Source organism: Mesorhizobium sp. P2_D1 (assembly GCF_056404455.1).
Genome location: NZ_JBFUDZ010000010.1, coordinates 52681 through 77102 on the forward strand (window position 1 = coordinate 52681; position 24422 = coordinate 77102).

Here is a 24422-nt window from a genome sequence, read left to right on the forward strand (position 1 = left end):
ATCGATCCCTCGCGACAAGACGCCTTGTGGCTCAGGAGAAGCTGTCGTAGCCGGCGCGGCCCTCATCCAGCAGACGCCTGATGACCGCGACGCCTTCGGCAATGTCCTTGCGCTGCCTCGGCTGTGAAACGCCGAAGCGGACGCCGTGGAAAACCTGCTCGGAGCGGCCGGCCTTGAATTCGTCCTCGTCGTCGATCAGCACGCCATGTTCGAGACAGGCGTTCTTGAAGGTGCCGGAAAGCCAGGGGTCGGGCAGGGTCAGCCAGACAAAGGGCACCTTTTCGTGTGACTTGAACGCGAACCCGGCCAAGGTCTCGCGCACAATCGCGATGCGGGCGCCGATTTCGGAGATACTGCGTTTGCGTATCTCGTCCGCCTGGCCGGACAGCACGAGCCTTGTATTCACCTCCGCCAGCAGGAAAGGCATGCCGCCGGTCATCATCTTGTGGGCGACGCGGATGCGATGGCGATAGGCGGGCGGGCAGGACAGCCAGCCGCCGCGCACACCCGCCGCGACCGATTTCGACAGGCCGCCGGCGACAATGGTGCGTTCGGGCGCGTATTCGGCCAGCAGCGGCGTCGGATCATCAGTCAGGTTGCCGTAGAGATCGTCCTCGATGAGAACGACATTGTATTCGCGTGCGACACGCGCGATCGCCTCGCGGYGCGCTGCCGACAACGTCACCAGCGTGGGATTCTGCGCCGTCGGCATCAGGAAGATCATTCGGGGATGCTTTTGCGCGCAGACGCGCTCGAAATCGGCCGGGTCGATGCCCTGGTCGTCCGACGCCACCAGCGCGGTGCGCCGACCGATCAGGCCGGCGCTGCGGGAAATCTGCGAGTAGGTGAGGTGCTCGAAGGCGACATAATCGCCGGGCGTTGTCAGCGCTGCGATCGCCGCCATCACAGCGGCATGTGTGCCCAGCGTTGGAACGATGGCGTCGGCGTTCGGGCGAAACGAATTGCGCGACAGCCAGCGGGCGCCGGCTTCGTACCAGCGGTCCGGAAAATCCCGCGTGTAGCTTGAAATCTCATGCGGATAATCCTGCGCCGCGCGCGTCAGGACATCGGCGACTATGGCGCCCTGGCCGATGTCGGGCGCGGCCGTGCTGTYGAAACGCAGCTTGCCGCGCRGTGCATCGATGTGGCGTGTGCCTTCGCCGGTGACGTCTGGGGCCAGCGAGCTCGGCCTCGCATCATCGCCGCGCTGCCCGAGCACATAGGTTCCACGCCCGACTTCGCCGCTCACCAGCCCGCGTTCGCGCAGCAATTGGTAGGCCCGGCCGACCGTGCCGACGGTGGTGCCGATGTCGTAAGCGAGGTCGCGTTGTGGCGGCAGCTTTGCCCCCGCATCGATCACCCCCCGGTCGATGTCCGTTTCGATGGAATCCGCAAGCCGTTGATACAGCGGCCCGGAGCCGGCGGTGAGATCTGGAAGCCAATTTGTCATGGTGACAATTTTCTATATTGCACCGGATTGTGAGTCAATACATATCAGATCGGCGCCAAAAAAGGGTGCAATTTGGAAATCTGGTAGAAAGAAAATGAATACAATCGCGACAATCAGCCATTCGAGAGCCGAGTCATCGGGTCAATCGACACGCCCATCGGGCCGGCGCGGCTTTGCCGGCCGTCTGGTGCATGTGGTCCGGTCGCTGGCGAAATGGATCGACTATCTGCTGGAGCGCCGGCGCAGCCGGCTGGTATTGCTTGAGATGACCGATGATCAGCTCAAGGATATCGGTGTCTCGCGCTGCGATGCCCACCGCGAGGCCATCAGGCCGTTCTGGGACTCACCATCCCAACAAGCGGGACCGGAGTCCGCTTGACTAACGGACGCTCGATGTTCTGATGCGAGCAACGCCGTGGTCGACGACGACGGCGACCACGCACAGCACCAGAAAAAGCCCGGTGATGGCGGCCGCCGAGATGGAGACGCTGGCTGCGCCCTTCTTGGCGACATCGAGGAAGGGGTAGGGCACCTCGCCGGCAAACGGGGCCCGCGCCAGCGCATAGATCAGATAGGCCACTGGATAGAGCATCCACCATGAGATGTCGCTCCATCTGGTCCTACCGTCGGCGCCTGCGACCAGCCACCACAGCACGAACAGCACCGGCGTCACATAGTGCAGGAGGACGTCGCAGAGCAGGAACAGGCCCTGTGGCTGCCAGAGCTGCGCCAGCACCGTCGCATAGACGATGAACACCAGGGCGATCGAAACAGCGATGCCCGCGCGCATCCGTGATCCCGCGAAGGCAGGCAGCCATGCATAGCCGGTGGACGACAGCAGCGAGGTGTGGACGAGCACCGCGCCGATATTGGTCAGGATGGTGAAGAAGCTGAAAAGGAAGATGATGGAACCGAGCAGGCTGCGGCCAGCTTCCATCGACGCCGGAATGCTGATGCAGAACTGCAGGACGAGTCCGGCCAGACCGATGACCAGACCCGCGATCTGCAGGAACCGGCCCATTGCCCTATGCGGCCGCCGCGCAGGAGGGATTGCCCGCCTGCCAGCGGGCGATGTCGGAGCCGATGCGCGCGCCGAGCGGGTCGTTCATCAGCGGTCCGAACACGTCGACGCGGCTGGAATTGCCTTGTGCCTGAACGACCAGCAACGGTTTGCCGCCATAGTGCTTGGCCGGCACCAGCAGGAACCGCGGCGTGCCGCTGAACGAATTCAACTCATTGGCCATCTGGTATTGCTTGAAGGCCGGATCCTTGCTGGCGATCCAGCATTTGTGAGCCGATATCGCCACCTGTTCCATGGCCAGCAACGAGGCACTTTTGCCCGAGGGGACAGGTGCGCTCTTCGGGCTCGATTGGCAGGACGCCAGGGCGAAACCTACGGCGGCAACCAAGGCGATCATCTTGCTCCTGCTCAAGCGGCACCCATCTCAAGTTCAGACAGAAAAATCTTCAACCCGTCGGTCATCTCGCCCCACACACGCGACAATGCCGGATGCTGCGAGGCGATCTGTTCGTAGGCATCGAATTTGGGATAGGCGTCGAGCAGGTCGTGGCGTCCTGTCATGGCCCGGAAATTGTTGAAGATGAAGCGCGTCGGCGTCAGCCACGCATCGGCGAAACTGATGTCGTTGCCAAGCGCAAAGGGGCCTTGCGCCATGCGTTCCTCGATCGCCGCCAGCCCGTGATGCAGGCGGGCGAACTGGGCGTCGATCTCGGCATTGTTTCGCTTGGGCACGAAATGAAGCTCGAAAAGCTTCATCGTCGGGGTCAGCACGTCGAGATCGGTGATGCGGGCAAACATGCGCACCAGCGCACGGTCCTTGGAATCGGGCGGCAGCAGCGCCGGTTCCGGAAAGCGCTCCTCGAGATATTCGGCGATGACCACCGATTCGACGATCGTTTCACCCGAACCGGTGATCAGCACCGGAATCCGGTTGAGYGGTGAGATGGCGCGAAACTCTTCCGGGATCGGAAAACYGGGCGGCGGCGCGATGATCTTGAGCGGTACATCCTTGATGTAGGCCAGCGCCCGCACGATCGACGAGTAGGGCGACAACGGCCGCGAATAGAGTTTCATGACCGTCTCTCTCCCTCATGAAGCGGACTTACCCAATCAAATGGGCTGGAATGTCCGGCTGTTTTCAGGCTGTTCGCCTTGATGATGTCAGGCAGCAATGCCAAGCGCGCCCTCGAACAACGCCCGGCCGTCGGTGCCGCCGTGGGCTGCTTCGATCAGGTTTTCCGGGTGCGGCATCAAGCCGAGCACATTGCCGCGTTCGTTGATGATGCCGGCAATGTCGTTGATCGAGCCGTTGGGATTGGTGCCGTCGGCATAGCGGAACACCACCTGACCTTCGCCTTCGAGGCGGGCAAGTGTGTCGGCGTCGGCAAAATAGTTGCCGTCATGATGTGCCACCGGCGTGCGGATGATCTGGCCCGGCTGGTAGCGGCGGGTGAACATGGTGTTGGCGTTGGTGATCTGCAACTTGACCTGCCGGCAGACGAATTTCAGCGACGTGTTGCGCATCAGCGCCCCCGGCAGCAGCCCGGCCTCGACCAGGATCTGGAAGCCGTTGCAGACGCCGATGACCATCACGCCCTTGGCCGCCTGTTCGGCAACCGCCCGCATGACCGGCATGCGCGCGGCGATGGCGCCGCAGCGCAGATAGTCGCCGAAGGAAAAACCGCCGGGAATGGCGATCAGGTCGACATCCGGGATTTCGGTATCGGTCTGCCAGACGGTGATCGGCGGCTTTCCCGAAATCTTGGTCAGCGCCGCGATCATGTCGCGGTCGCGGTTGAGGCCAGGCAGAAGGACGACGGCGGATTTCATGGCAATTCCCGTTCGAGCATCTGAACCAGATACCGGGGTGAAACGTGGTTGGTCAACCAGACGCCGTTGTCGGAGAGGAAGAATAACGCCCCGTCCTTCGTCATGGTTGCCGAGTCGACCTGCAAGATAACACTTTTTCCATTGCGACGCCGGGCGACGATCAGAGCCGTTTCGACGTCCCTTGACAGGTGAACATGCTGGCGTGACTGGCTGGTGAGGCCTTCGCGGAGAATGCTGGGGAGAAACTCTTCCTTGGTGCCGTGGTAGAGCATGTCGGGCGGCACCGATGGCGGCAGGCCGAGATCGATATCGAGACTGTGGCCTTGCAAGGCACGGATGCGATTGCCGTCGGTGGCAAAGCGCTTTTTCGGGTTCTCTTCGACGATGCGTGCAACATCGGCGACCGATGCGCCGAACTTCGACTGGATGACCGCGCAGAGCGCGTCGAAATCGGCCCAGCCGTTTTCGTCGAGCGACAGTCCTGCCTCCTGCGGCGCGTGTCGCAGGACCAGGCTCATGAATTTTGAAATCTGCGTGTCGTTCGGCATGGCGGCAATGCGGTTTCAGCCCCAATTGCCGAACTGGTGTCACGTCGGCTCATAAGGCTTTTGTGCTTCGGCAAGTTCGCGCTGGTCGAGACGTCTGTCGATACGTTCAAGACGCTCGTCTTGTCGGGCTAGAATGCCGTAGACATTGTGGATATCGCTTTGCGTTGCCACCATGTGGCCCCGCATCACATTCAATTCCCGTTTCGTCTCGGAAACATCCTGACGAAGCTCACCGATTTCGTGATGCACGCGCTTCAGAAGCTCGAACATCAATTCATTCGTGACTTCCGACATAGTGCCTCCGACACAACCTCAGGTAAGTGTCACACTATAATTCTCAATCACCGTATTCGCCAGCAGCTTGTCGCACATGGCCTTCAGATCAGCCTCGGCCTTGGCCTTGTCGGTCTCGGAAAGCTCGACGTCGAACACCTTGCCCTGCCGCACCGCGCCGACGCCGCCGAAACCCAGTCCGGACAGCGCGTGTTCGATTGCCTTGCCTTGAGGGTCGAGCACGCCGTTCTTGAGGGTGACGGTAATGCGGGCCTTGATCACGCTGGACATGCTCCTGTTCTCAATATCGGGACGCAAGCCGCTATCAGTGCGGCTTGCCTTTGGCGCCATCGGTCGAGGCAACAAGCACCGGGCCGGTGGGGCGCGGCGGCTCGTTCTCGTTCATGATGCCGAGGCGGCGGGCAACTTCCTGGTAGGCTTCGACGAGGCCGCCCATGTCGCGGCGGAAACGGTCCTTGTCGAGCTTGTCATGCGTCGCCACGTCCCACAGACGGCAGGAATCCGGCGAAATCTCGTCGGCGACGACGATGCGCATCATGTCGCCTTCGAACAGGCGGCCGCACTCGATCTTGAAATCGACGAGCTGAATGCCGACGCCCATGAACAGGCCGGAGAGGAAGTCGTTGACGCGAATGGCGAGTGCCATGACGTCGTCGATTTCCTGCGGGCTCGCCCAGCCGAACGCCGTGATGTGCTCTTCCGACACCATCGGATCGTCGAGAGCGTCGGCCTTGTAATAGAATTCGATGATCGAGCGCGGCAAGACGGTGCCTTCCTCGATGCCGAGGCGCTTGGACAGCGAACCGGCGGCGACATTGCGCACCACCACTTCGAGCGGAATGATCTCGACTTCCTTGATCAGCTGCTCGCGCATGTTGAGCCGGCGGATGAAGTGGGTCGGGATGCCCATCCGGTTGAGATGGTTGAAGATGTGCTCGGAAATGCGGTTGTTGAGCACACCCTTGCCGTCGACGACTTCATGCTTCTTCTTGTTGAACGCGGTTGCGTCGTCCTTGAAGAACTGGATGAGCGTACCCGGCTCGGGTCCCTCATAGAGGATCTTGGCCTTGCCTTCATAAATGCGGCGGCGATTTTTCATCTGATTTTTTCTCTGGGGTTCCAGACAGGCGGCAATCGACCATTTCCTGTCCGTCTGCCTGAAATAGTGCGGCTACTGTAGGGTTCAATGCCGGGTCTATCCCAATCACATCGTTTGCTCAATCGGCAAATCCTTCCAATCAACCGCTTTCGGGACTGAAATGCCGCAGCGCAGCATGCAACGAAGCGTATTGACCGGCTCGCGACCTTTTGGTTTGTGCTTCCCCAACACATATACGTCATCATCAGCGAATCGATTTCCATCGGAGGGATGCCATGAGCAGCATGAAGGATCGCGAAGAGGGCTTTGAACGCAAATTCGCATTCGACGAGGAACTTCGGTTCAAGGCCTTGGCGCGCCGCAACAAGGCGCTCGGCCTGTGGGCGGCCGCAAAGCTTGGAAAGTTGGGCGCCGATGCCGACGCCTATGCCAACCAAGTGGTCGTCTCCGACATCGAGGAAGCCGGCGATCACGACGTGTTCCGCAAGATCCGCAAGGATTTCGACGACGCCGGTGTCGACCAGTCGGACCATCAGATCCGCCGCACCATGGACGAGCTGATGGCGCAGGCGATCGAGCAGATCAAGAACACCTGATCCGACCACACTCTGGACCAATCGACCGCCCGACCTATCCGGGCGGTTTTTCTTTGCCTTGCAGCGGTTTCCGGCTGAAACTGCGATCCTTAACGAGGAAAGTGTAGATGTCCCTGAAGTCCCGCCTTGCCGCCGATGAAACGCTGTTCACCGCATGGTCCGGCGTGCCGGATGCCCTGACCGTCGAGATCGTCGCCAAGCAGGGCTTCGATGCGGTCACCCTCGACATGCAGCATGGCGGCCATCATGAKGACAGCGTGCTGCGCGGTCTGGTGCCGGTGCTCGCTGCAAACAAGCCGGCGCTGGTGCGCATTCCGGTCGGCCGCTTCGACATGGCAAGCCGCGCGCTCGATTTCGGCGCCGAGGCTGTCATTGCGCCCATGGTGAACTCGGTGGCCGATGCAAAACTGTTCGCCGCGGCTATGAAATATCCGCCGCTCGGCGAGCGCTCGTGGGGCCCGACCTATGCCTTTCCGCGCCACGGCAAGGGCGACCAGGCTGAATGGCTGCGCGACACCAATCAGCGCACCATGGCCTTCGCCATGGTCGAGACGCGTGCTGCCCTCGATGCGCTCGACGGCATCCTCGACACGCCGGGCATCGACGGCATCTTCCTCGGCCCGTCGGATTTCTCGATCGCCTGGAGCAATGGCGCGGCCATCAATTCGACGCTGGAAAGCATGATGGAAACGGTGGCGTCGGTCGCCGAGCGCACCCGCAAGGCCGGAAAACATGCGGCGATCTATGTTGTCGAGCCGGCAATTGCCGGTCGCGTCGTCTCGATGGGCTATCGGCTGCTGGCCATGGGCTCGGAGCATGCGCTGATCGGGCTCGGCGCAAAAACCCTGTTGAAGAGCGTCAGGGATTCGATCGACGCCTGAGAGAGCTCAGGGTTTCAGATCGGTCAGGAACTTGGCGAAGGTCATCGAGCCCTCGGGCCACGGACCAAAGCCGGAATCCGCGTTGAGGTGGCCGGTTTCGCCGGCGTCGATGAACAGCGAGCCCCAGGCGCCGGCAATGTCCTCGGCGACATCGAAGGCGCAGAACGGATCGTTGCGGCTGGCGATCACGATCGAAGGAAACGGCAGCGGCTCGTGCGGATAAGGACCGAAGGTCATCAGGTGCCGGGGCTTGATCCCGGGGTTGGCGACATCGGGCGGCGCCACGAAGAAGGCGCCTGCGACCGGCTTCTGGAACTGCGGCACGGCCTGCACTGCCGCGGCCACACCCAGCGAGTGCGCAACGATGACAACGGGCCGCTCGGCCTCGTTGACCGCCTTGGCCACGCTCGCCGTCCAGTCCTCGCGCACCGGTTTGGACCACTCCGCCTGCTCGACGCGGCGCGCCGTCGACAGCTTCGACTGCCAGCGGCTCTGCCAATGGTCCGGGCCGGAATTGGTGTAGCCCGGCACGATGAGAATATCTGCTTCCTTGACCTTCATGGCGCTGAAATAGCGAGCGGCGTCGCTTCGTGCAACGGTAATCGCGCTCTTGCTCACAAATAGTGAACACGATGTTCGCTTCTTCAAGTCTTGTGTGAACGATGCCGATCGACGATTTGTCGTCAGGAGAGAGAAACAGCCGTGTGCGGGACCCCTACGCGGCGTACTATGATTGGCGGCGTGGGGCTCTTTGCTTTGGAAGTCTAACCGCGGCCGGCCGAACGGAGAATTTGATGAGCGAATTGCCTTTTGCCGCCACCACTCCCGTCAGCGTTGCCCGCGTCGGGCTGAAGGCGCGCGACGCTGAAAGTCTTGCCGCCTATTATCGCAGCGTCGTCGGACTGCAGGAACTGAGCCGCGCCGATGGCGCGATCACGCTCGGGGCCGGCAACCGTCCGTTGCTGGTCATCGAGGCGGATGCCGCGGCAAAGCCGGACGATCCGCAAAGTGCGGGCCTGTTCCACACCGCTTTCCTGCTGCCCAGCCGCGCCGATCTCGGCCGCTGGATCAACCACGCCATTGCCGACAAGATCGCCATCGAGGGGGCTTCCGACCATCTGGTCAGCGAAGCGCTCTACCTGACCGATCCGGAAGGCAACGGCATCGAGATCTACGCCGACCGCCGTCCGCACGACTGGAAGTGGAATGGCGACAAGATTGCCATGGCGACCGAGCGGCTGAACATTCCGTCGATCGTTGCCGAGGTGCCGGCGGGTGACGCCGGTTGGCAGGGCGCGCCGGAAAACAGCATTGTCGGCCATGTCCATCTGCGCGTTGGCAGGCCGGAGGACGCCGAAGCCTGGTGGAATCAGGAATTCGGCTTTGACACGGTGGCGAAATATGGCGGCCAGGCGGTGTTCCTGTCGTCGGGCGGCTATCACCACCACATCGGCGCCAATGCCTGGCGCAGCCCCGRCGCCGGCCGCCGCGATCCGAGCCGGTCGGGTCTGGCCTGGGTCGAGATGCGTTCGGACAATGTAACCAGYCCGGTAACCCGCGAAGACCCGTGGGGGACAGTGATCAACACCGTTCCCGGCAAGGCCTGATTGCCATTTGGAGAGCGTCTTCTCCCCGTATAGTGACGGGGAGAAGGGAAAGCTTGCCTCAGGCTTCGCCGAACACCCGCTTGAAGATCGTATCGACATGCTTGGTGTGATAGCCGAGGTCGAATTTCTCGCGGATATCGGCTTCGGGCAGGGCGGCGGTGACTTCCTTGTCGGCCAATAGTTCTTCAAGAAAATCAGCGCCTTGCTCCCACACCTTCATGGCGTTGCGCTGCACCAGCCGGTAGGAGTCTTCTCGCGACAGGCCGGCCTGCGTCAGCGCCAGCATGACGCGCTGCGAATGCACGAGGCCGCGGAACTTGTTCATGTTCTTCAGCATGTTGTCGGGATAGACGAGCAGCTTGTCGACGACGCTGGTCAGCCGTGATAGCGCGAAATCGAGCGTCACCGTGGCGTCCGGGCCGATCATCCGTTCGACAGAGGAGTGCGAAATATCGCGCTCGTGCCAGAGCGCCACGTTCTCCATCGCCGGCAGCGCCATGGACCGCACCATGCGGGCGAGGCCGGTCAGGTTTTCGGTCAGCACCGGATTGCGCTTGTGCGGCATCGCCGACGAGCCCTTTTGCCCCGGCGAGAAATACTCTTCCGCCTCCAGCACTTCGGTGCGCTGCAGATGCCGGATCTCGATCGACAGCCGCTCGATCGACGAGGCGATGACGCCGAGCGTGGCGAAGAACATGGCGTGGCGGTCGCGCGGGATCACTTGCGTCGACACCGGCTCGGGCTTCAGCCCGAGCTTTGCCGCGACGTGTTCCTCAACATAGGGGTCGATGTTGGCGAAGGTTCCGACCGCGCCCGAAATGGCGCAGGTGGCAATGTCTTCCCGCGCGTGCACCAGTCGCTCGCGGCAGCGCGAGAACTCGGCATAGGCCTGCGCCAGCTTGATGCCGAAGGTCGTCGGCTCGGCATGGATGCCATGGCTGCGGCCGATGGTGACGGTGTCCTTGTGCTCGAAGGCACGGCGCTTGAGTGCCGCAAGCAGGCCGTCAATGTCGGCCAGAAGGATGTCGCTGGCTCGGGTAAGCTGGACGGCAAAGCAGGTGTCGAGAACGTCCGAAGAGGTCATGCCCTGATGGATGAAGCGGGCGTCGGGTCCGACGAATTCAGCAAGATGGGTGAGGAAGGCGATGACGTCATGCTTGGTGACGCGCTCGATCTCGTCGATCGCTTCCACGTTGAATTTTGCCGCGCCGCCCTTCTCCCAGATGGTTCTTGCCGCTTCCTTGGGGATGACACCGAGTTCGGCCAGCGCATCGCACGCATAAGCTTCGATCTCGAACCAGATGCGGAACCGGGTTTCGGGCGACCAGATGGCGACCATTTCCGGCCGGGAATAACGAGGGATCATCGGTCAGTCCTGATTTGTCGAGGAGTTTGCCCGCGTCCTAACAGAGGCGGGCAAAATGCTCAACGCCGCTGCCGCGCAAACCAGACGCTCGCGGCAAGCAAGGCGGCGAAACCGAGCGGAAAATAGTGCCGGATGCCCAGCACCACGAACTGGTAGAGCGCAATCAACACAGTGAAGACGAACTGGATGGCCCAGTTGCGGGTGAAAGCCGGTGCATGCCACTCGGCATAATAGGAGCGGTATTGCAAGGCATACAGCCCGCCGGTCAGGCCGATGGTTGCGCCGAGCAGGCACACAAACGCGGCTGCGAACGCAACCTCCCAGCGCCTTCCAAGCGAGACCAGCCGCGCCGCGAACAGGCCAAACGGAAAGGCAAGTGCTCCGCCGCAGGCATAGAGTAGCGACACGGTGCCGATCTTTTCAGGCGTCTCCCAGCCATCCAATAGCAGGGTGACGAGCGCACTGGCGCTCATCGCGACGGCCCACAACAAGGCGCCGAAAAGCGCTGTTCGCGACGCCGGTATAGCGCGGCGAAGGCGGCTCAGGGCACGATTGCGCCCAGCGGGTTGAACAAGCGATGTCACAGGCGGCCGGTCACTGCGATCCAGCGAAAATTCGGCCCCTCGAAGCCGTATTGGCGTACGCTGATCAGCACCGCATAGCCGCTGAGACTGTCCATTGAAAACGTCTGCACCGCGCCGATCCGGTAGCCGTTCGGGCAACCCCGGCTCTTGGGGATCGACTTGTCCTCGTGCAACAGCTTGGTCGTGCCGCCATCCTGCGCCTCGATGCGCAGCAACCGGAAGCCGTTGATCTCGCCCTGGCTCTCGCAGCCTTCGGTGTTGTTCATGCCGACCTCGTCGAGCCGGAATTCAAGCGGATGGTCGACCGGTGAAAAGATCGGGCGTGGGTTGACCGCCATCCGGTGCGGATCGGCCGAAAGCTCGGTCACCGGGTTGAAGCCTGCGGTGATGCCCCTGTTGGCCGTCAACTCAGCCTGTCTGACGATCGCTTCGCCTTTTTGCCGGGCCTCGAGGCGGGCCGTTTCGAGCGTGGCATTCTCATCGTCGATCCGGACCCTGACCGGCGTTCCCTTGAGAAAGCTGTCGTCATTCGTGTCGATATAATAACGGTTGGCATAAGGAAATCCCGAGCCGTCCTGGACGCCATATTCCTCGAAGGCGAAGACGCCGCCGTCCTTGGTGAAGCCGAGGATTTCAAGCTCGGCGACATCGCCGGCATGGGCGGCGATCGACGTCGCGAATTGTGCAAGCATGGCAACGACAAACAGGAAGAGCAGTCGCATCGGTTTTCACTCCGGCAGCCGTGATCGTTTCAATCCCCTAGCACGACGGAATCAAAACGTCGTGCAGTCCGACAGCCGATGCATCCAATCGGCCGGTCATTTGTTATCGTCGGCAATCCAATGGAGAACCACCATGACCGACACCAGCAAAATTCGTGAGCATATGGAAGTCATCGGCGCCGATGGCGTGCATGTCGGCACCGTCGACAAGGTCGACGGGAAGCGGATCAAGCTGACCAAGGCCGACAGCGGCGAGGGCGCTCACAAGGGCCATCACCACTACATTTCCCTGGCTCTGGTTGCCGAGGTCGATGGCAAGAAGGTGTGGCTGTCGGCGAATTCCGATGTCGCGGTGACCTTCGAGGAAGAAAAGTCCGATCCCGTCTGATCGGCTGCTTCACCCCGAGCGCGACGACCAGACCGGAAACAGGTCGTCATCGGCAGGCGTCGCGGCAAACACACCGCGGCTGATGGCGCGCGCCATCGTGGCGCCGGCCGCGGCATAGAGGTCGATCGCCGCATCGGCCCCAAGCTCGACACCACTGGTACCCGTCGCCAGCGCAAACACCAGGTCRCCGTCGGCCGGCGTGTGCGTCGGCCAGATGGCGCGCACGAACCCGTCATGCGCTGCTATCGCTAGTCGTTTTGCAGCGGCCTTGGTGAGAACCGCGTCCGTGGCAATAACGGCGATGGTGGTGTTGCCACCGGTCTCCATCTGTCCGTCGACATGCTTGTCGCGGTATTTCAACAGGATCCGTTTCGCGTGGTCCGGCATCGGTGAGGGGTAGCCAAGTCCGCCAAATTCGTCGCCGATTTCGAAGGGTGCCGCCCAGAAATGGCGGGTTCGGCTGACGGTCACCGAGCCGGTCGGGTTGACGGCGGCCAGCGCACCGATGGTGATGCCATTGTCGAGCAGCGTCGAGGCCGAGCCGAGGCCGCCCTTCAACCCGGAGGTGAGCGCACCCGTGCCGGCGCCGATCGTGCCGAGCGGGAAATCGGTAGTGGCGGCTTGCGCTGCTTCATAGCCGAGGTCGCGGTAGGGCGGATAACGACCCCAGTCCTTGTCGCCGCCATTGCGCAGGTCGAACAGGATCGCCGCCGGCACGATCGGCACGCGAAAGCCACCGACTTCGAGCCCGATGCCGCGCTCGCGCAGGGCCGCCTGCACGCCGGATGCCGCATCGAGGCCGAAAGCCGAACCGCCTGAAAGCACCACCGCATGGACCGCCTCGACCGAATTGTGCGGTTCGAGCAGATCGGTCTCGCGGGTGCCCGGTGCACCGCCCAGGATCTGCACGCCGGCCACCGCCGGCTCGTCGCAAAGGATGGTCGTGAYGCCGGACTTCAGCCCGGCATCGGAAGCGTTGCCGACCCGCAGCCCGGCAACATCGGTGATCAGATTGCGCGGGCCGGTGCGAAACATCAGTTGCTTTCCAAAGGCGCAAAACGTGTGCCGTCGAAGCGGAAGACGCGGTACGGGCTCTGGCTGAGGTCGCCTTTCGCGTCGAAGCGGACCGGGCCTATCGCGGTGGTGAAATCATGCCCGGTCAGCGCGTCGGCCAGCGGCTTGCCTGAAGTTTCGGCCAGGCCTGATGCTGCCTTGGCGATCTCGACCGCCGCGTAGGCCGGCAGTGTGTAGCCGTCCGGCACGATCCTCCGTGCGGAGAAGCTTTCCAGCACTTTTGGATCGGCGACATCGGCCCATTCAGGCGGTGCGATCATCAGCGTGCCCGTCGCATAGGGCACGTCGCCGGGCGGTGTGCGCAGATTTTCGCCTCCGGCGAACACGATACCGGCAGAGAGTTGCGCCGCGTCACGGCCCATGATGGCGACATCGTCGCCGTCGCCGCCCGCAAAAACATGCGTCGCGCCGGCCTTCTTCAGCCGGCCGACCAGGCCGATCTGGTTGTCGAGCTGCGGCCGGAACGTATCGACGAAAACCGGCTTCAGCGCCGCCTGTTCGGCCGCCGCCCGAAACGTCTCGGCCATTTCGCGGCCATAGATGGTGCCGTCATCGATGATGGCGAACAGTTCATCCTGCCACAGATGGGTGAGGCTGGCGGCGACCGCATTGCGCTCGTCGTCGCCGCGAGGCCCGAGACGATAGACTGGCCAGCCGGTCTTGGCGCGCCGGTCGGTCAGGCTTTCGGTTCGCACGCCAACGGTGATGACCGGAATGTTGGCGTCTTTCAGGATCGGCATCGCCGCCTCGATCGCGTCGGTGCAGAGAAAGCCGACCACCACAGTGACCTTGGCCGCCACGAATTCCCTGGCCGCGGCGGCTCCGCCATCGGCGGTACAGGCGTCATCGAAAGTCTTGAGTTCGACGCCGTTCGCTTCGGCTGCGAGACCGGTGCCGGCGTCGATCTGCTTGCCGAGGATGGCAGATGGTCCGGACAAGGGCGCAGCCACGCCCACCAGAAGCGTCTGGGCGCTGGCGACGCCGGCCATGAACAGCCAGGCCAGTGCGGCAGATATCGTTACCCCGGGGCGCATTCTGGTGATGAATTCCTCCCAACTGGCGACATCTCGCAGCCGCCAATTCCCGCCAAGACCTAAAGGCTGGCCGGCCTTGGTGCAACACGCGAATTTCACGATATGGGCCAAGCACTTCGCTTGTGGCATGTCGTATGTCGCCATATATAGCGGTAGGTTTCTGGCTGTGGACAATTTCCGGTGCTGAAGAAGAATGACATTGGGCCGCAGGCCTATCGCGACGCGATGAGCCATTTTGCCGGCCACGTCCATGTGGTCACCACCGATGGGCCGGCAGGCAAGCGCGGCGCGACGGTGATAGCGGCCTGTTCGGTGTCGGACACGCCGCCGACGATTCTCGTCTGCCTCAACCGTGAAAACCCCAAGAATGAGCCGTTCGTGAAAAACGGCAGATTTGCCCTGAACACGCTGGCTTCGCATCAGGAGCCGCTCTCGATCGGCTTTTCCGGCATCACCGGCCTGCCGGTCGAGGAACGCTTCGCGCTGGGCGAATGGGACGTGATTTCGACCGGCGCGCCGACGCTGAAGGGCGCGCTCGCGGTGTTCGACTGCGAGCTGATCGACAGCAAGGATCTGGCCACGCATCGTGTGCTTTTTGGCAAGGTGACAGGTCTGCGCATGGGCGATAATTTGCGGCCGCTGATCTATCACGCCCGCGGCTACCATGTCCTGGACAGCGGGGCGGCGGCGTTCACGGAGAAAGAATGAACGAGCTGAAACCGCGTGCCGCGCCGCGGACGATCGACGAGACGCTCGATCTCCTGACCGGTGCGGACTATGTGGCGGACCGGTCATTGGCAACCGTGCTGTTCCTGTCGCTGCGCATGAAACGGCCGCTGTTCCTCGAGGGCGAGGCCGGTGTCGGCAAGACCGAGATTGCCAAGGTGCTGGCGCAAGCGCTTGGCCGCCGGTTGATCCGCTTGCAGTGCTATGAAGGCCTTGACGTCTCGTCTGCCGTCTACGAGTGGAACTACGCTGCGCAGATGATCGAGATCCGCATGGAGGAGGCGGCCGGCAAGGTCGACCGCTCCGACATGGAGCGCAACGTTTTCTCCGAAAAATACCTGATCCGTCGCCCGGTGCTCGATGCGCTGACCGGCAAGACGGGTGCCGCGCCGGTCTTCCTGATCGATGAACTCGATCGCACCGACGAGGCCTTCGAGGCTTTCCTGCTCGAAATCCTGTCCGATTTCCAGGTGACAGTGCCTGAACTCGGCACGATCAAGGCGGAAGAACCGCCGATCGTCATCATCACCACCAACCGCACCCGCGAGATCCACGACGCGCTGAAGCGGCGCTGTCTCTATCACTGGGTCGACTATCCCAATGCCGAGCGCGAACTGGAGATCGTGCGCCGAAAGGTGCCGCAGGCCAACCAACGGCTTTCGGCCGAGGTGGTCTCCTTCATCCAGAAGCTGCGCCAGATCGAGCTGTTCAAGGTGCCGGGCGTCGCCGAAACCATCGACTGGGCCGGCGCGCTGACGGAGCTCGACAAGGTGGCGCTTGATCCGGAAACCGTATCGGACACCATCGGCGTGCTGTTGAAATACCAGGACGACATTGCCCGTATCGAACAGGGCGAAGGCCGGCGCATCCTCAACGAGGTGAAGGCTGAGCTTTCGGCGGCGGAGTAGGCGATGCCGCGCCCCGAGCCGAAAGAGGCGACAGCGGACGGTCGGATTGCCGACAATATCGTCTATTTCGCCCGCACTTTGCGCAAGGCCGGCATGCGGGTCGGACCGGCGTCGGTCAAGGATGCCATCGAGGCAGTGCTCGTCGCCGGCATCGGTTCGCGCGATGATTTCTACTGGACGCTGCATGCCGTGCTGGTGTCACGCCACGAGGACCACGCCATCTTCGACGAAGCTTTCCGGCTGTTCTGGAAGTCGCGCGAACTGATTGAAAAGATGCTGGCGATGTTCTCGCCGGTGGCACCCGACACCAGGGAAAAACAGAAGCCGCGCGCCGCCGAAAACCGCGTCAGCCAGGCGATGTTCGAGGGCCACCAGAAGAGCCAGCCGACGCAGGAAATCCCGGAAATCGAGGTCGATGCCCGCTTTACTTTTTCCGGCAACGAGGTGCTGCGCGGCAAGGACTTTGCCCAGATGAACGCAGTCGAGATGGCGGATGCCAGGAAGGCTATCGCCCAGTTGCGGTTGCCTTTCGACATGGTGCGGACCCGGCGCTTCAAGGCCGATGCGCATGGCCGCCGCATTGATCCGCGCGCCATGATGCGTTCGGCCGCCCGCACCGGCGGCGAACTGATCCTGCCGAAATTCCGCTCACGGCGCGAAGTTCACCCGCCGCTGGTGGTGCTGGCCGACATTTCCGGCTCGATGAGCCAGTACACGCGCATCTTCCTGCACTTCCTGCATGCGCTGACCGAAAAGCGCCGCCGTGTCCACACTTTCGTTTTCGGCACCCGGCTGACCAATCTGACCCGGCAGATGCGCCACCGCGATCCGGATGCCGCACTGGCCGACTGCTCGGCGGCGGTCAAGGACTGGTCGGGCGGCACGCGCATCGGCGATACGCTGGCCGAGTTCAACCGGCTGTGGTCGCGCCGCGTGCTGGGGCAGGGGGCGGTGGTGCTTTTGATCACCGACGGGCTGGAGCGCGACGATATCGCCGGCCTGTCGGAGGAGATGGAGCGCCTGCACAAATCCTGCCGGCGGCTGATCTGGCTGAACCCGTTGCTGCGCTTCGACGGTTTCCAGGCGCGCGCCCGCGGCGTCAAGGCGATGCTGCCGCATGTCGATGAGTTCCGCTCGGTGCACAATCTTGATGCGCTCGCCGACCTCTGCGCCTCGCTGGACARGAAATCGGCCGCTTCGGTCGATCCGCGCCGCTGGCTTGAGGCTGGTGTCAGGCGTGCCGCATAGCCATATGTCTATCCATCGGGAAACAGACTCCCAGAAAAAATTGAAATCACCGCGCAGGAGGCCCGATCAATGACGCTCCAAAGCATCAATCCCAAGGATCTGCCAGTTCCGCAGACGTACAGCCAGGTCGTCGTTGCGACGGGTAGCAAGTTGGTGTTCGTCTCGGGCCAGGAGCCCGAAGACCTAAATGGCAAGCTTGTTGGTCGTGGTGATCTTGCGACTCAGGCGCGCCAGGTGTTTGCCAATCTCGGCCGAGCACTTGCCGCCGCCGGTGCGGCGCCTACGCAGGTCACCAGGATCACGATCTATGTCGTCAACTACAATCGCGACGAATGCCTGCCGATCATCGAAAAGGCGCGGATAGGGTTGTTCGGAGATCACAAACCAGCTGACGTGGTGCTTGGCGTGGCGAGCTTGTCCCCCGACTACCTCATCGAAGTTGACGCATTCGCAGTGATTGATTGACCATGCGTTTGCCGCGCGCCAAGTGGATCACCACGAACCCGCTTGCGCGAACTGGCGGTGCCCAGATCATAAACAGACTCCAAGAGAAGCGACCATGGAAAACAGCATTTATCTCGACGAGGCCCGCGATCCGCTGATCATCGCGGAAGGCTGGATGAAGGACGGCAAGGATGTCGCCATCGCCACGGTGGTCGAGACCTGGGGATCGGCGCCTCGCCCCGTGGGCAGCCATCTGGTCATCGACGCCGACGGCAATTTCCACGGCTCCGTCTCTGGCGGCTGTGTCGAAGGCGCGGTGGTTACCGAAGCGATCGATGTGATCGACACAGGCAAGGCCAGGATGCTCGAGTTCGGTGTTGCCGACGAAACCGCCTGGCAGGTCGGCCTGTCCTGCGGCGGCCGCATCAAAGTCTATGTTGAAAGATTGGGCTGACCTTTATGGACCCGTATGCGCTCAAGATGTTGAACGCCGAACGCCGCGCCCGCCGCGCGGCGATCCTCGTCACCGATCTCGGTGACGGCCGCGACCGTATCGTGCGTGAAGGCGACCAGGTTGCAGGCGATCTCGGCGTTGCTGTCGCCAGGGCGTTTCGATCAGGCAATTCCGGTTCGGTCGAGGCCGAGGGACGGACCTTCTTTCTCAACGCGCATCTGCCGCAGCCGCGGTTGGTTGTCGTCGGCGCTGTGCACATCAGCCAGGCTCTGGCCCCGATGGCCAGGATCGCAGGCTATCCCCTGGAGATCATCGATCCCCGCACCGCCTTTGCCACATCAGACCGCTTTCCCGACGTCACCCTGCATGCCGAATGGCCGGAGGACGTGTTGAAGCGCCAGCCGCTCGACAGCTACACGGCGCTTGCCGCTGTCACCCATGATCCGAAGATCGACGATTTTGCGCYGAAGGCAGCGCTCGACGCCAACTGCTTCTATGTCGGCGCGCTTGGCAGCCGCAAAACCCACGCCAAGCGTGTCGAACGCTTGCTGGCGCTTGGCGCGAGCGCCGACGAGATCGCCCGCATTCACGCGCCGATCGGGCTCGACATCGGTGCCGCCAGCCCTGCCGAGATCGCGGTCGCGGTGCTGGCGCAGGTCGTCCATGCCTTCCGCTCGCGCGGCTGGAAGTGAAAGGCGCGGCAGCGTGAAATTCGGCCCGATTCCGATCGAAGCGGCCGAAGGTGCTGTGCTGGCGCATGCCACCACGGCCGGCGAACGGCGCTTTCGCAAGGCGCACAGGCTGAACGCCGAAGACGTGGCCTTGCTGCGCGGCGCCGGCATTTCCCAGGTCGTTGCGGCCGTGCTGGCCGCCGACGATCTCAGTGAGGACGCCGCCGCGCAGGAAATAGCCGAGAGCATGGCCTTTCGCGGCATCGACGCCCGGCCGGCCGCGACCGGGCGGGTCAATCTCCACGCCGGGTCAGCCGGTATCTTCACCGTCAACGCCACTATCATCGACGCCATCAACGCCGTCGATCCCGCCATCACCATCGCCACGTTGGCGCAGCATGCGCCGGTCGAGAAAGGCCAGATGGTCGCGACGGTGAAGATCATTCCCTTCGCGGTCAGCTCTGCGCTGGTCGATGCGGTCACGAAAATCTGCGCCGGCGAGGAAATCTTTGCCGTCAACGCCTATCAGCCGGTGCGTGTCGGCGTCATCCAAACCGTCCTGCCGGGCATCAAGCCGAGCGCGCTCGACAAGACGCTGCGCGTCACCGAAGCGCGGCTGGCGCGCACCGGCGGCAGGCTGACAGCGGAGCGTCGCACCCCGCACGAGATCGCTCCAGTGGCGGAGGCCGCGGCCTTGATGGCGCGCGACAACGACATGGTGGTGATCTTCGGCGCCTCGGCGATGAGCGATTTCGCCGATGTCATTCCCGCGGCGATCGAGAGGGCGGGTGGTACTGTTATCCGCGCGGGCATGCCGGTCGATCCCGGCAATCTGCTGGTGCTCGGCACGCTCGGCGGCAAGCGTGTCATCGGTGCACCCGGCTGCGCCCGCAGCCCCAAGGAAAATGGCTTCGACTGGGTGCTGGACCGGTTGATCGCTGGCCTTGATGTGACCGCCAAGGATATCGCCGGCATGGGCGTCGGCGGGCTGTTGATGGAAATCCCGACCCGGCCGCAGCCGCGCGAACCCCTGCCGCCCAAAAACAAGCTCAAGGTTGGCATCGTGCTTCTGGCGGCTGGCCGGTCGAGCCGCATGGGCGGGCCGAACAAGCTCTTGGCCCTGTTCGACGGCAAGCCGCTGGTGCGCCGCACCGCCGAACGCGCGCTCGGCTCGAAGGCTTCGGGCACGATTGTCGTCACCGGCCACCAGCGCGAGCGGGTGCAGGCGGCGTTGGCGGGGCTGGATGTGGCTTTCGCCGACAATCCCGATTTCGCCGACGGACTGTCCACCTCGCTAAAGGCCGGCATTGCTTATCTGCCCGAAGACTCGGCCGGCGTGATGATCGTTCTCGGCGACATGCCGGGCGTCTCGTCTGATGACCTCGACAGGTTGATCGATGCATTCCGCAAGGCCGGCGGCAATTCGGTGGTGCGCGCCTCGCATGACGGCAAACGCGGCAACCCTGTGCTTTTGCCGCGCTCGCTGTTTCCGGCGATCGCCCATCTGGAAGGCGACACCGGTGCGCGCCATCTGGTCGAGGCCGAAGGGCTCGATGTCATCGATGTCGAGATCGGCGCAGGGGCGTCCGTCGATGTCGACACCCGCGAAGCGCTGGAAGGCGCCGGCGGCGTTCTGCAGGATTGACAAACCGAAGCTGAAAAACGCATGCCTGCTGGCATGTCTTTCCGCTTCCGATTTTTCTGTGTCTTTGTAGCTGCGACGGCCCTGTTGTCGGCGGCCGCGCAAAGTCAAACGCTGTCGCTAAAACCCTTCAAGGACGATCTCTTCGCCTATCCGGCCGTGCTGTCGTCCGACACCAGCGGCGCCTACACCGTCCTCGACTACCACGAGCTACGCGACATCAACCAGCGCGACGAGGTGCCGGAGCGCAGGGTGCGCGCCCAATACACCGACACCAGCGTGCGCAAGGTACAGCAGGATCTGCTGCTGAAGACCGATGCAGGCGATGTCAGGCACGTTGCCGTCGGCAAGACCGAGGGCGCCGGCATCATCGTGCTTTACCTGCACGGGCAGGGCGGCAGCCGCAAGCAAGGCGTCGACGACTTCACCTTCGGCGGCAATTTCAACCGGCTCAAGAACCTGATGGCCGGCAATGGCGGCCTCTATCTCAGCCCCGACTTTCCCGATTTCGGCGACAAGGGCGCGGCCCAGGTGGCGGCGCTGATCGATCATTATGCCGAACAATCTCCCAGCGCGAAGATTTTCATCGCCTGTGGCTCGATGGGCGGGTCCTTGTGCTGGAAGCTTGCTGCCCGCAACGACACGGGCCGGCGCATCAACGGCCTGCTGCTGCTCGGCTCGCTATGGGACGAGAGTTTTTTCTCAAGCCCGGCCTTCAGGCGTCACGTCCCGGTCTTCTTCGGACAGGGCAGCCATGACGTGGTTTTCCCGGTGGAAAAGCAGGAAGCCTTCTTCCGTGCCATCATCGCCAAATCGAAAGCCTATCCCTATCCGACCCGCTTCGTCCGTTTCGAGACAGGCACCCACGGCACGCCGATCCGCATGACCGATTGGCGCGGCACCCTCAACTGGATGCTGTCGAAAGCACCTTGATCGACGGTGCGGGAAGCCGGGCTAACCCTCAGGGCGCGGTATTGTAGTCGACAACCGTCTGCGGATTCTCTTCGCCGTCGTAGGATGCGTCGACGTCGTACTGGACCAGCGAGAAATTGCCATTGCGGAACAGATACGTCCCCGAATCGGATGCATCGCCGACGCCGCGCCACTTGTTGAAGGTGGTGATCGTGTGRGCTTCCTCGTCATARTCGGAATTGACCGCCCAGCCGGTCGTCTGGAAGCCGACGATGCTCATGCCCAGCAATTTGCCGTCGCTGTTATTGTTCTCGTAGCGGATATCCATCTTGGGTTCGGCGAACTGCAATTGCTGCACGGCCGATAGCTCGTCGGTCATGTAGTAGACCGAGCTTTCATTGTAGGCAGCGGCTGAGCAGGAAAAATGGAACAGCCGTGTTTCCTTGTCGGGGTCGCCGGGCGCTGCATCCTTGTCCTTGTATTTGATCGAAAAAACGGTCGGCTCATCGGCCAGGAACTGCTTGTCGCACTGGTCGCCATAAGTCGCCAGGAAGGCCTTCTTGGCCTGCTCCAGTGCCGTGTCCTTCTTCGGAGGTGGCGGCCCGTCGCCGCAACTTGGCGGCAGCGCCTCTTCGAAATCCGCGGTGGAGGGTTTCAGCGCACCTTTTTCGATGTGGATGGGATCGAAGGGCGGCGCCGCCTGGACCTGGGCATTGACCTGGCGCAGCGTATAGCAGCCGGCAAAGACCTTCTGGCCGCCGGTCTTGTCGGTGGCGCGAATGGCGACAGGGACATTGTAGAAAATGCTGCCGGCAGCGCCTTCGTCTGAAATTGCACCGGTCTCGACCTCGACCTTGTCGGTGCCGTCATAGCCCTTGACGAAACTGTCGAAGTCCTTTGCCGGCTTTGTATCTCCGAAATAACCCCAGGCGCGAGCGAATTCATGCCGGTTGATCGCGCTGTAAAGTGAGCGGACGACGGCGTCGGCGCTTGATCGATCGTCGACATACGGCGCTTCGGGTGTATCGTCGGCGGCCAGTACTGTTTGGCCTGCTGTAGCAAGGGAGAGAAAGGCAGTCGCTGCGAAAAGGGCGCGTCTCATCGGGAATCTCCGCTCGATGGGGAGATTCTACTATGGCGATTGCGGCAACGTGGTGACGTGCCGCTGGTGGTGCTTGAAGAATCGTGCCTGAAGGCGCTACGTCCATCCGCCGGCGTTCCGGCCGGACAAGGAGATTTGACGTGACGATATCGATGTATGAGGTATCCGTGCCTGTGTTTACGGAGAGGCTGAAAGCCCTTTCCACCATACTGGCCGCAGCCGAACAGAATGCGCTTGAGCGCAAGATCGACCCGCAGGTGTTCCTGACCTCCAGGCTGGCGCCCGACATGTTTGCGCTGACCAGGCAGGTGCAGATCGCCACCGACCATGCCAAGGGTGCGCCGTCGCGGCTCGCCGGTCGCGAAGTGCCGAGTTACGAGGACAACGAGGCGAGTTTTGCCGATATCCAGGCGCGCATCACGAAGACCCTGGACCTGCTGGCGACATTTTCAGCCGCGGAGTTCGACGGGTCGGACGACAAGGTGATCGAGTTGAAGCTTGGCGGGCGCGAACGCTCGATGCCCGGCCTGCAGTATCTCCTGCATGTGGCCATGCCCAACTTCTATTTCCACCTCACCACCGCCTACGACATCCTCCGCCACAATGGCGTGCCATTGGGCAAGGCGACGTTCCTCGGCGCGCGCTAAAGGACTTGAGGTTTTTGAGATGTCCTGGACGGGTCCGGGACATCTCGCGAGCGTATGTGTTTAGCGAATGGACATTTCGCGGGCGATGCGCGGAAAGTCGGCGGGCTTGATGCCGATGTCGGCGCGGTCGGCATTGCTCATCGAATGAAGCAGCGCGAGTGCCGAGCGGTATCTCAGATGTTCCTGCGGCCGTGGCCGGGCGAACATTTCAGTGAAGAAACCCATGTTTCAGGCTCCTGGTTGATTCCTCCACGGCTGCTAATATAGGTGAATCGTGACAATTGTGCAGTGCAGCATTTGCATGCCTGCCATGTCCTGATGATTTTTCCGAGCAGTGTTTTGCGAGCGGGTGAAACTTTTTCCCGATGCGCACCGTACGCTGAACGCCGGTACATGGCCGGCTTTTCCTCGCCACTCCTGGCGAATTTCGGACTGCATGAAAGTGCAGTCCGGCTTTTTGTTTTGGGACGGCAGATACCACAGCTTTGGTACCCGCAACGGCTAAATTCGTTAACATCGGTGGCATGCATTTTTAACGAGCCGGTTCTATGGTCCGAAGCTTGGATAGTCGAGCAAGGGGGAGGCTGACATCGCTACTGGCGCCAAGCGGGATTTCGCTTCGTTGCTCGACGACCTCTTCGTCGCTTCGGACAAGCTCGACGGGATCGAGGGCGAAGAGTCCGGCGCTCGTCCATCCATCCCGTTCGACTATCTCTCGGTGGCCGATGAACTCCATTCCGGCCGCATCAAGGTTTCGGGCAGCAGCTTTTCCACTGAATATCGCGAGGCCGGCGCCGATCTGGCCACCGAATTCGCCGCCTTGCTCGAGCATGCCAGACTGGCACTCGCCGGCGAAGAGCTGAAGCCCGAGGAAAGCCTGCCGCCGATCGATCCGGAATCCATTGCCGTCGAACTTGGCCTCAATCAGACCAAGCAGGTCGCCGATTTTGGCCGCATGCGCCGCAGCTTCGCCTTTGCCAACCATCCGGACCGTGTCGCTCCGCACCTGCGCCAGCGCGCTATGATCCGCATGCAGGTGGCCAATATGCTGATCGACGAGGCAAAGCGCCGCGCGCTGGCCGGCGCTCGCCGCTAAACGCCACTGGTTCACCCAAAAGTCGGGCTGGCGAGGCTTGGAGAGCGCCTCTGCTTTCCCTATAGATGCGGCTTCCTT

32 protein-coding genes are annotated in these 24422 nt (G+C 62.5%); 15 read left to right on the forward strand and 17 right to left on the reverse strand.

The annotated features are described in order from the left end of the window. Window positions 1-31: 31 nt before the first annotated feature. On the reverse strand, window positions 32-1450 hold the full coding sequence (locus AC1D0I_RS10360) for an aminotransferase-like domain-containing protein (protein WP_477394839.1): 1419 nt from the start codon (window positions 1448-1450) through the stop codon (window positions 32-34). A 94-nt stretch (window positions 1451-1544) separates the two neighbouring features. On the opposite strand from AC1D0I_RS10360, the gene AC1D0I_RS10365 reads away from it, so the two are divergent. Further along, window positions 1545-1829, forward strand: coding sequence for a DUF1127 domain-containing protein (locus AC1D0I_RS10365; protein WP_477394986.1), 285 nt, complete (start codon window positions 1545-1547; stop codon window positions 1827-1829). Here AC1D0I_RS10365 and AC1D0I_RS10370 read toward each other — a convergent pair whose 3' ends face one another. The 8 genes from AC1D0I_RS10370 to purC form a co-directional block, all read right to left on the reverse strand. Next, window positions 1830-2471 carry a Pr6Pr family membrane protein gene (locus AC1D0I_RS10370; protein ID WP_477394841.1) on the reverse strand — a complete coding sequence of 214 codons (642 nt, stop codon included), beginning with the start codon at window positions 2469-2471 and terminating at the stop codon, window positions 1830-1832. A gap of 4 nt (window positions 2472-2475) precedes the next feature. After that, entirely contained in the window at window positions 2476-2868 is a 393-nt protein-coding gene (locus tag AC1D0I_RS10375; protein WP_477394843.1) for a hypothetical protein, read from the reverse strand. Window positions 2869-2879: 11 nt separating this feature from the next. Further along, a complete protein-coding gene (locus AC1D0I_RS10380; RefSeq protein WP_477394845.1) occupies window positions 2880-3545 on the reverse strand; it encodes a glutathione S-transferase family protein in 666 nt (221 codons plus the stop codon). An 87-nt stretch (window positions 3546-3632) separates the two neighbouring features. Next, a complete protein-coding gene (gene purQ, locus AC1D0I_RS10385) occupies window positions 3633-4301 on the reverse strand; it encodes a phosphoribosylformylglycinamidine synthase subunit PurQ (protein WP_477228560.1) in 669 nt (222 codons plus the stop codon). Beyond that, window positions 4298-4849 carry an RNA 2'-phosphotransferase gene (locus AC1D0I_RS10390; RefSeq protein ID WP_477394847.1) on the reverse strand — a complete coding sequence of 184 codons (552 nt, stop codon included), beginning with the start codon at window positions 4847-4849 and terminating at the stop codon, window positions 4298-4300. Before AC1D0I_RS10390 ends, purQ begins: the two co-directional genes overlap by 4 nt. A 39-nt stretch (window positions 4850-4888) precedes the next feature. Beyond that, window positions 4889-5143, reverse strand: a complete 255-nt coding sequence (locus AC1D0I_RS10395) for a hypothetical protein (RefSeq protein ID WP_477228558.1) — start codon at window positions 5141-5143, stop codon at window positions 4889-4891. 18 nt (window positions 5144-5161) lie between these two features. After that, window positions 5162-5404, reverse strand: coding sequence for a phosphoribosylformylglycinamidine synthase subunit PurS (purS, locus tag AC1D0I_RS10400; RefSeq protein WP_095085690.1), 243 nt, complete (start codon window positions 5402-5404; stop codon window positions 5162-5164). Window positions 5405-5447: 43 nt separating this feature from the next. After that, window positions 5448-6242: a phosphoribosylaminoimidazolesuccinocarboxamide synthase gene (gene purC / locus AC1D0I_RS10405; RefSeq protein WP_095085488.1), complete on the reverse strand. Its 795-nt coding sequence runs from the start codon at window positions 6240-6242 to the stop codon at window positions 5448-5450. 275 nt (window positions 6243-6517) lie between these two features. On the opposite strand from purC, the gene AC1D0I_RS10410 reads away from it, so the two are divergent. Together AC1D0I_RS10410 and AC1D0I_RS10415 are read left to right on the forward strand one after the other, a co-directional pair. Beyond that, window positions 6518-6838 carry a DUF1476 domain-containing protein gene (locus AC1D0I_RS10410; RefSeq protein WP_477394849.1) on the forward strand — a complete coding sequence of 107 codons (321 nt, stop codon included), beginning with the start codon at window positions 6518-6520 and terminating at the stop codon, window positions 6836-6838. Window positions 6839-6945: 107 nt separating this feature from the next. After that, window positions 6946-7719: an HpcH/HpaI aldolase family protein gene (locus tag AC1D0I_RS10415; RefSeq protein ID WP_477394851.1), complete on the forward strand. Its 774-nt coding sequence runs from the start codon at window positions 6946-6948 to the stop codon at window positions 7717-7719. Between the two features lie 6 nt (window positions 7720-7725). Here the strand turns inward: AC1D0I_RS10415 and AC1D0I_RS10420 are convergent, their stop codons facing one another. Continuing rightward, a complete protein-coding gene (locus AC1D0I_RS10420; RefSeq protein WP_477394987.1) occupies window positions 7726-8280 on the reverse strand; it encodes an RBBP9/YdeN family alpha/beta hydrolase in 555 nt (184 codons plus the stop codon). A gap of 233 nt (window positions 8281-8513) precedes the next feature. Here AC1D0I_RS10420 and AC1D0I_RS10425 point away from each other — a divergent pair, with 233 nt between their 5' ends. Further along, window positions 8514-9326 (forward strand): VOC family protein, encoded by an 813-nt coding sequence (locus AC1D0I_RS10425; RefSeq protein ID WP_477394853.1) that lies wholly within the window; start codon window positions 8514-8516, stop codon window positions 9324-9326. A gap of 58 nt (window positions 9327-9384) precedes the next feature. Here the strand turns inward: AC1D0I_RS10425 and purB are convergent, their stop codons facing one another. The 3 genes from purB to AC1D0I_RS10440 all read right to left on the reverse strand — a co-directional run bounded on the left by purB (window position 9385) and on the right by AC1D0I_RS10440 (window position 11998). Beyond that, entirely contained in the window at window positions 9385-10692 is a 1308-nt protein-coding gene (gene purB, locus AC1D0I_RS10430; protein WP_477394855.1) for an adenylosuccinate lyase, read from the reverse strand. Window positions 10693-10751: 59 nt separating this feature from the next. Continuing rightward, the gene (locus AC1D0I_RS10435) at window positions 10752-11165 is read right to left on the reverse strand and encodes a hypothetical protein (RefSeq protein WP_477394857.1); all 414 of its coding nucleotides are present in this window, start codon (window positions 11163-11165) and stop codon (window positions 10752-10754) included. Window positions 11166-11272: 107 nt separating this feature from the next. Beyond that, window positions 11273-11998 carry a DUF2259 domain-containing protein gene (locus AC1D0I_RS10440; protein WP_477394858.1) on the reverse strand — a complete coding sequence of 242 codons (726 nt, stop codon included), beginning with the start codon at window positions 11996-11998 and terminating at the stop codon, window positions 11273-11275. Between the two features lie 133 nt (window positions 11999-12131). Here AC1D0I_RS10440 and AC1D0I_RS10445 point away from each other — a divergent pair, with 133 nt between their 5' ends. Further along, entirely contained in the window at window positions 12132-12386 is a 255-nt protein-coding gene (locus tag AC1D0I_RS10445; protein ID WP_184870741.1) for a DUF2171 domain-containing protein, read from the forward strand. A gap of 9 nt (window positions 12387-12395) precedes the next feature. On the opposite strand, the gene AC1D0I_RS10450 is transcribed toward AC1D0I_RS10445, so the two are convergent. Beyond that, the gene (locus AC1D0I_RS10450) at window positions 12396-13421 is read right to left on the reverse strand and encodes a P1 family peptidase (protein WP_477394860.1); all 1026 of its coding nucleotides are present in this window, start codon (window positions 13419-13421) and stop codon (window positions 12396-12398) included. After that, window positions 13421-14494, reverse strand: coding sequence for a branched-chain amino acid ABC transporter substrate-binding protein (locus tag AC1D0I_RS10455; RefSeq protein WP_477394862.1), 1074 nt, complete (start codon window positions 14492-14494; stop codon window positions 13421-13423). The genes AC1D0I_RS10450 and AC1D0I_RS10455 overlap by 1 nt, the downstream gene beginning before the upstream one ends. Window positions 14495-14674: 180 nt before the next feature. On the opposite strand from AC1D0I_RS10455, the gene AC1D0I_RS10460 reads away from it, so the two are divergent. The 8 genes from AC1D0I_RS10460 to AC1D0I_RS10495 all read left to right on the forward strand — a co-directional run bounded on the left by AC1D0I_RS10460 (window position 14675) and on the right by AC1D0I_RS10495 (window position 21520). Beyond that, window positions 14675-15202, forward strand: a complete 528-nt coding sequence (locus AC1D0I_RS10460; RefSeq protein ID WP_095085520.1) for a flavin reductase — start codon at window positions 14675-14677, stop codon at window positions 15200-15202. Next, the gene (locus AC1D0I_RS10465; protein ID WP_095085532.1) at window positions 15199-16128 is read left to right on the forward strand and encodes an AAA family ATPase; all 930 of its coding nucleotides are present in this window, start codon (window positions 15199-15201) and stop codon (window positions 16126-16128) included. Before AC1D0I_RS10460 ends, AC1D0I_RS10465 begins: the two co-directional genes overlap by 4 nt. 3 nt (window positions 16129-16131) lie before the next feature. After that, on the forward strand, window positions 16132-17376 hold the full coding sequence (locus AC1D0I_RS10470) for a vWA domain-containing protein (protein ID WP_477394864.1): 1245 nt from the start codon (window positions 16132-16134) through the stop codon (window positions 17374-17376). A 69-nt stretch (window positions 17377-17445) separates the two neighbouring features. After that, entirely contained in the window at window positions 17446-17841 is a 396-nt protein-coding gene (locus AC1D0I_RS10475) for a RidA family protein (protein ID WP_477394865.1), read from the forward strand. Between the two features lie 94 nt (window positions 17842-17935). Next, window positions 17936-18274, forward strand: a complete 339-nt coding sequence (locus AC1D0I_RS10480; RefSeq protein WP_095085542.1) for an XdhC family protein — start codon at window positions 17936-17938, stop codon at window positions 18272-18274. Between the two features lie 5 nt (window positions 18275-18279). Continuing rightward, window positions 18280-18966, forward strand: a complete 687-nt coding sequence (locus AC1D0I_RS10485) for an XdhC family protein (RefSeq protein WP_477394867.1) — start codon at window positions 18280-18282, stop codon at window positions 18964-18966. A 13-nt stretch (window positions 18967-18979) separates the two neighbouring features. After that, window positions 18980-20590, forward strand: a complete 1611-nt coding sequence (locus AC1D0I_RS10490) for an NTP transferase domain-containing protein (protein WP_477394869.1) — start codon at window positions 18980-18982, stop codon at window positions 20588-20590. A 33-nt stretch (window positions 20591-20623) separates the two neighbouring features. Further along, window positions 20624-21520 carry an alpha/beta hydrolase family protein gene (locus AC1D0I_RS10495; protein ID WP_477394989.1) on the forward strand — a complete coding sequence of 299 codons (897 nt, stop codon included), beginning with the start codon at window positions 20624-20626 and terminating at the stop codon, window positions 21518-21520. Window positions 21521-21548: 28 nt separating this feature from the next. Here AC1D0I_RS10495 and AC1D0I_RS10500 read toward each other — a convergent pair whose 3' ends face one another. Further along, window positions 21549-22601, reverse strand: a complete 1053-nt coding sequence (locus AC1D0I_RS10500) for a DUF1176 domain-containing protein (protein WP_477394871.1) — start codon at window positions 22599-22601, stop codon at window positions 21549-21551. Between the two features lie 140 nt (window positions 22602-22741). Here AC1D0I_RS10500 and AC1D0I_RS10505 point away from each other — a divergent pair, with 140 nt between their 5' ends. Next, the gene (locus AC1D0I_RS10505; RefSeq protein WP_477394873.1) at window positions 22742-23248 is read left to right on the forward strand and encodes a DUF1993 domain-containing protein; all 507 of its coding nucleotides are present in this window, start codon (window positions 22742-22744) and stop codon (window positions 23246-23248) included. A 60-nt stretch (window positions 23249-23308) separates the two neighbouring features. Here AC1D0I_RS10505 and AC1D0I_RS10510 read toward each other — a convergent pair whose 3' ends face one another. Next, window positions 23309-23473, reverse strand: a complete 165-nt coding sequence (locus tag AC1D0I_RS10510; protein WP_023810361.1) for a hypothetical protein — start codon at window positions 23471-23473, stop codon at window positions 23309-23311. 397 nt (window positions 23474-23870) lie between these two features. Here AC1D0I_RS10510 and AC1D0I_RS10515 point away from each other — a divergent pair, with 397 nt between their 5' ends. Then, a complete protein-coding gene (locus AC1D0I_RS10515) occupies window positions 23871-24344 on the forward strand; it encodes a hypothetical protein (protein ID WP_477394875.1) in 474 nt (157 codons plus the stop codon). Window positions 24345-24422 lie beyond the last annotated feature (78 nt).

Bases quoted from the DNA above. Each gene is read 5' to 3' on its own strand.
- AC1D0I_RS10365 (WP_477394986.1), top strand. From the start codon at position 1,545: ATGAATACAATCGCGACAATCAGCCATTCGAGAGCCGAGTCATCGGGT.
- AC1D0I_RS10370 (WP_477394841.1), bottom strand. From the start codon at position 2,471: ATGGGCCGGTTCCTGCAGATCGCGGGTCTGGTCATCGGTCTGGCCGGA.
- AC1D0I_RS10375 (WP_477394843.1), bottom strand. From the start codon at position 2,868: ATGATCGCCTTGGTTGCCGCCGTAGGTTTCGCCCTGGCGTCCTGCCAA.
- purQ (WP_477228560.1), bottom strand. From the start codon at position 4,301: ATGAAATCCGCCGTCGTCCTTCTGCCTGGCCTCAACCGCGACCGCGAC.
- AC1D0I_RS10390 (WP_477394847.1), bottom strand. From the start codon at position 4,849: ATGCCGAACGACACGCAGATTTCAAAATTCATGAGCCTGGTCCTGCGA.
- AC1D0I_RS10395 (WP_477228558.1), bottom strand. From the start codon at position 5,143: ATGTCGGAAGTCACGAATGAATTGATGTTCGAGCTTCTGAAGCGCGTG.
- purC (WP_095085488.1), bottom strand. From the start codon at position 6,242: ATGAAAAATCGCCGCCGCATTTATGAAGGCAAGGCCAAGATCCTCTAT.
- AC1D0I_RS10410 (WP_477394849.1), top strand. From the start codon at position 6,518: ATGAGCAGCATGAAGGATCGCGAAGAGGGCTTTGAACGCAAATTCGCA.
- AC1D0I_RS10420 (WP_477394987.1), bottom strand. From the start codon at position 8,280: ATGAAGGTCAAGGAAGCAGATATTCTCATCGTGCCGGGCTACACCAAT.
- purB (WP_477394855.1), bottom strand. From the start codon at position 10,692: ATGATCCCTCGTTATTCCCGGCCGGAAATGGTCGCCATCTGGTCGCCC.
- AC1D0I_RS10435 (WP_477394857.1), bottom strand. From the start codon at position 11,165: ATGAGCGCCAGTGCGCTCGTCACCCTGCTATTGGATGGCTGGGAGACG.
- AC1D0I_RS10440 (WP_477394858.1), bottom strand. From the start codon at position 11,998: ATGCGACTGCTCTTCCTGTTTGTCGTTGCCATGCTTGCACAATTCGCG.
- AC1D0I_RS10445 (WP_184870741.1), top strand. From the start codon at position 12,132: ATGACCGACACCAGCAAAATTCGTGAGCATATGGAAGTCATCGGCGCC.
- AC1D0I_RS10455 (WP_477394862.1), bottom strand. From the start codon at position 14,494: ATGCGCCCCGGGGTAACGATATCTGCCGCACTGGCCTGGCTGTTCATG.
- AC1D0I_RS10465 (WP_095085532.1), top strand. From the start codon at position 15,199: ATGAACGAGCTGAAACCGCGTGCCGCGCCGCGGACGATCGACGAGACG.
- AC1D0I_RS10475 (WP_477394865.1), top strand. From the start codon at position 17,446: ATGACGCTCCAAAGCATCAATCCCAAGGATCTGCCAGTTCCGCAGACG.
- AC1D0I_RS10480 (WP_095085542.1), top strand. From the start codon at position 17,936: ATGGAAAACAGCATTTATCTCGACGAGGCCCGCGATCCGCTGATCATC.
- AC1D0I_RS10495 (WP_477394989.1), top strand. From the start codon at position 20,624: ATGTCTTTCCGCTTCCGATTTTTCTGTGTCTTTGTAGCTGCGACGGCC.
- AC1D0I_RS10510 (WP_023810361.1), bottom strand. From the start codon at position 23,473: ATGGGTTTCTTCACTGAAATGTTCGCCCGGCCACGGCCGCAGGAACAT.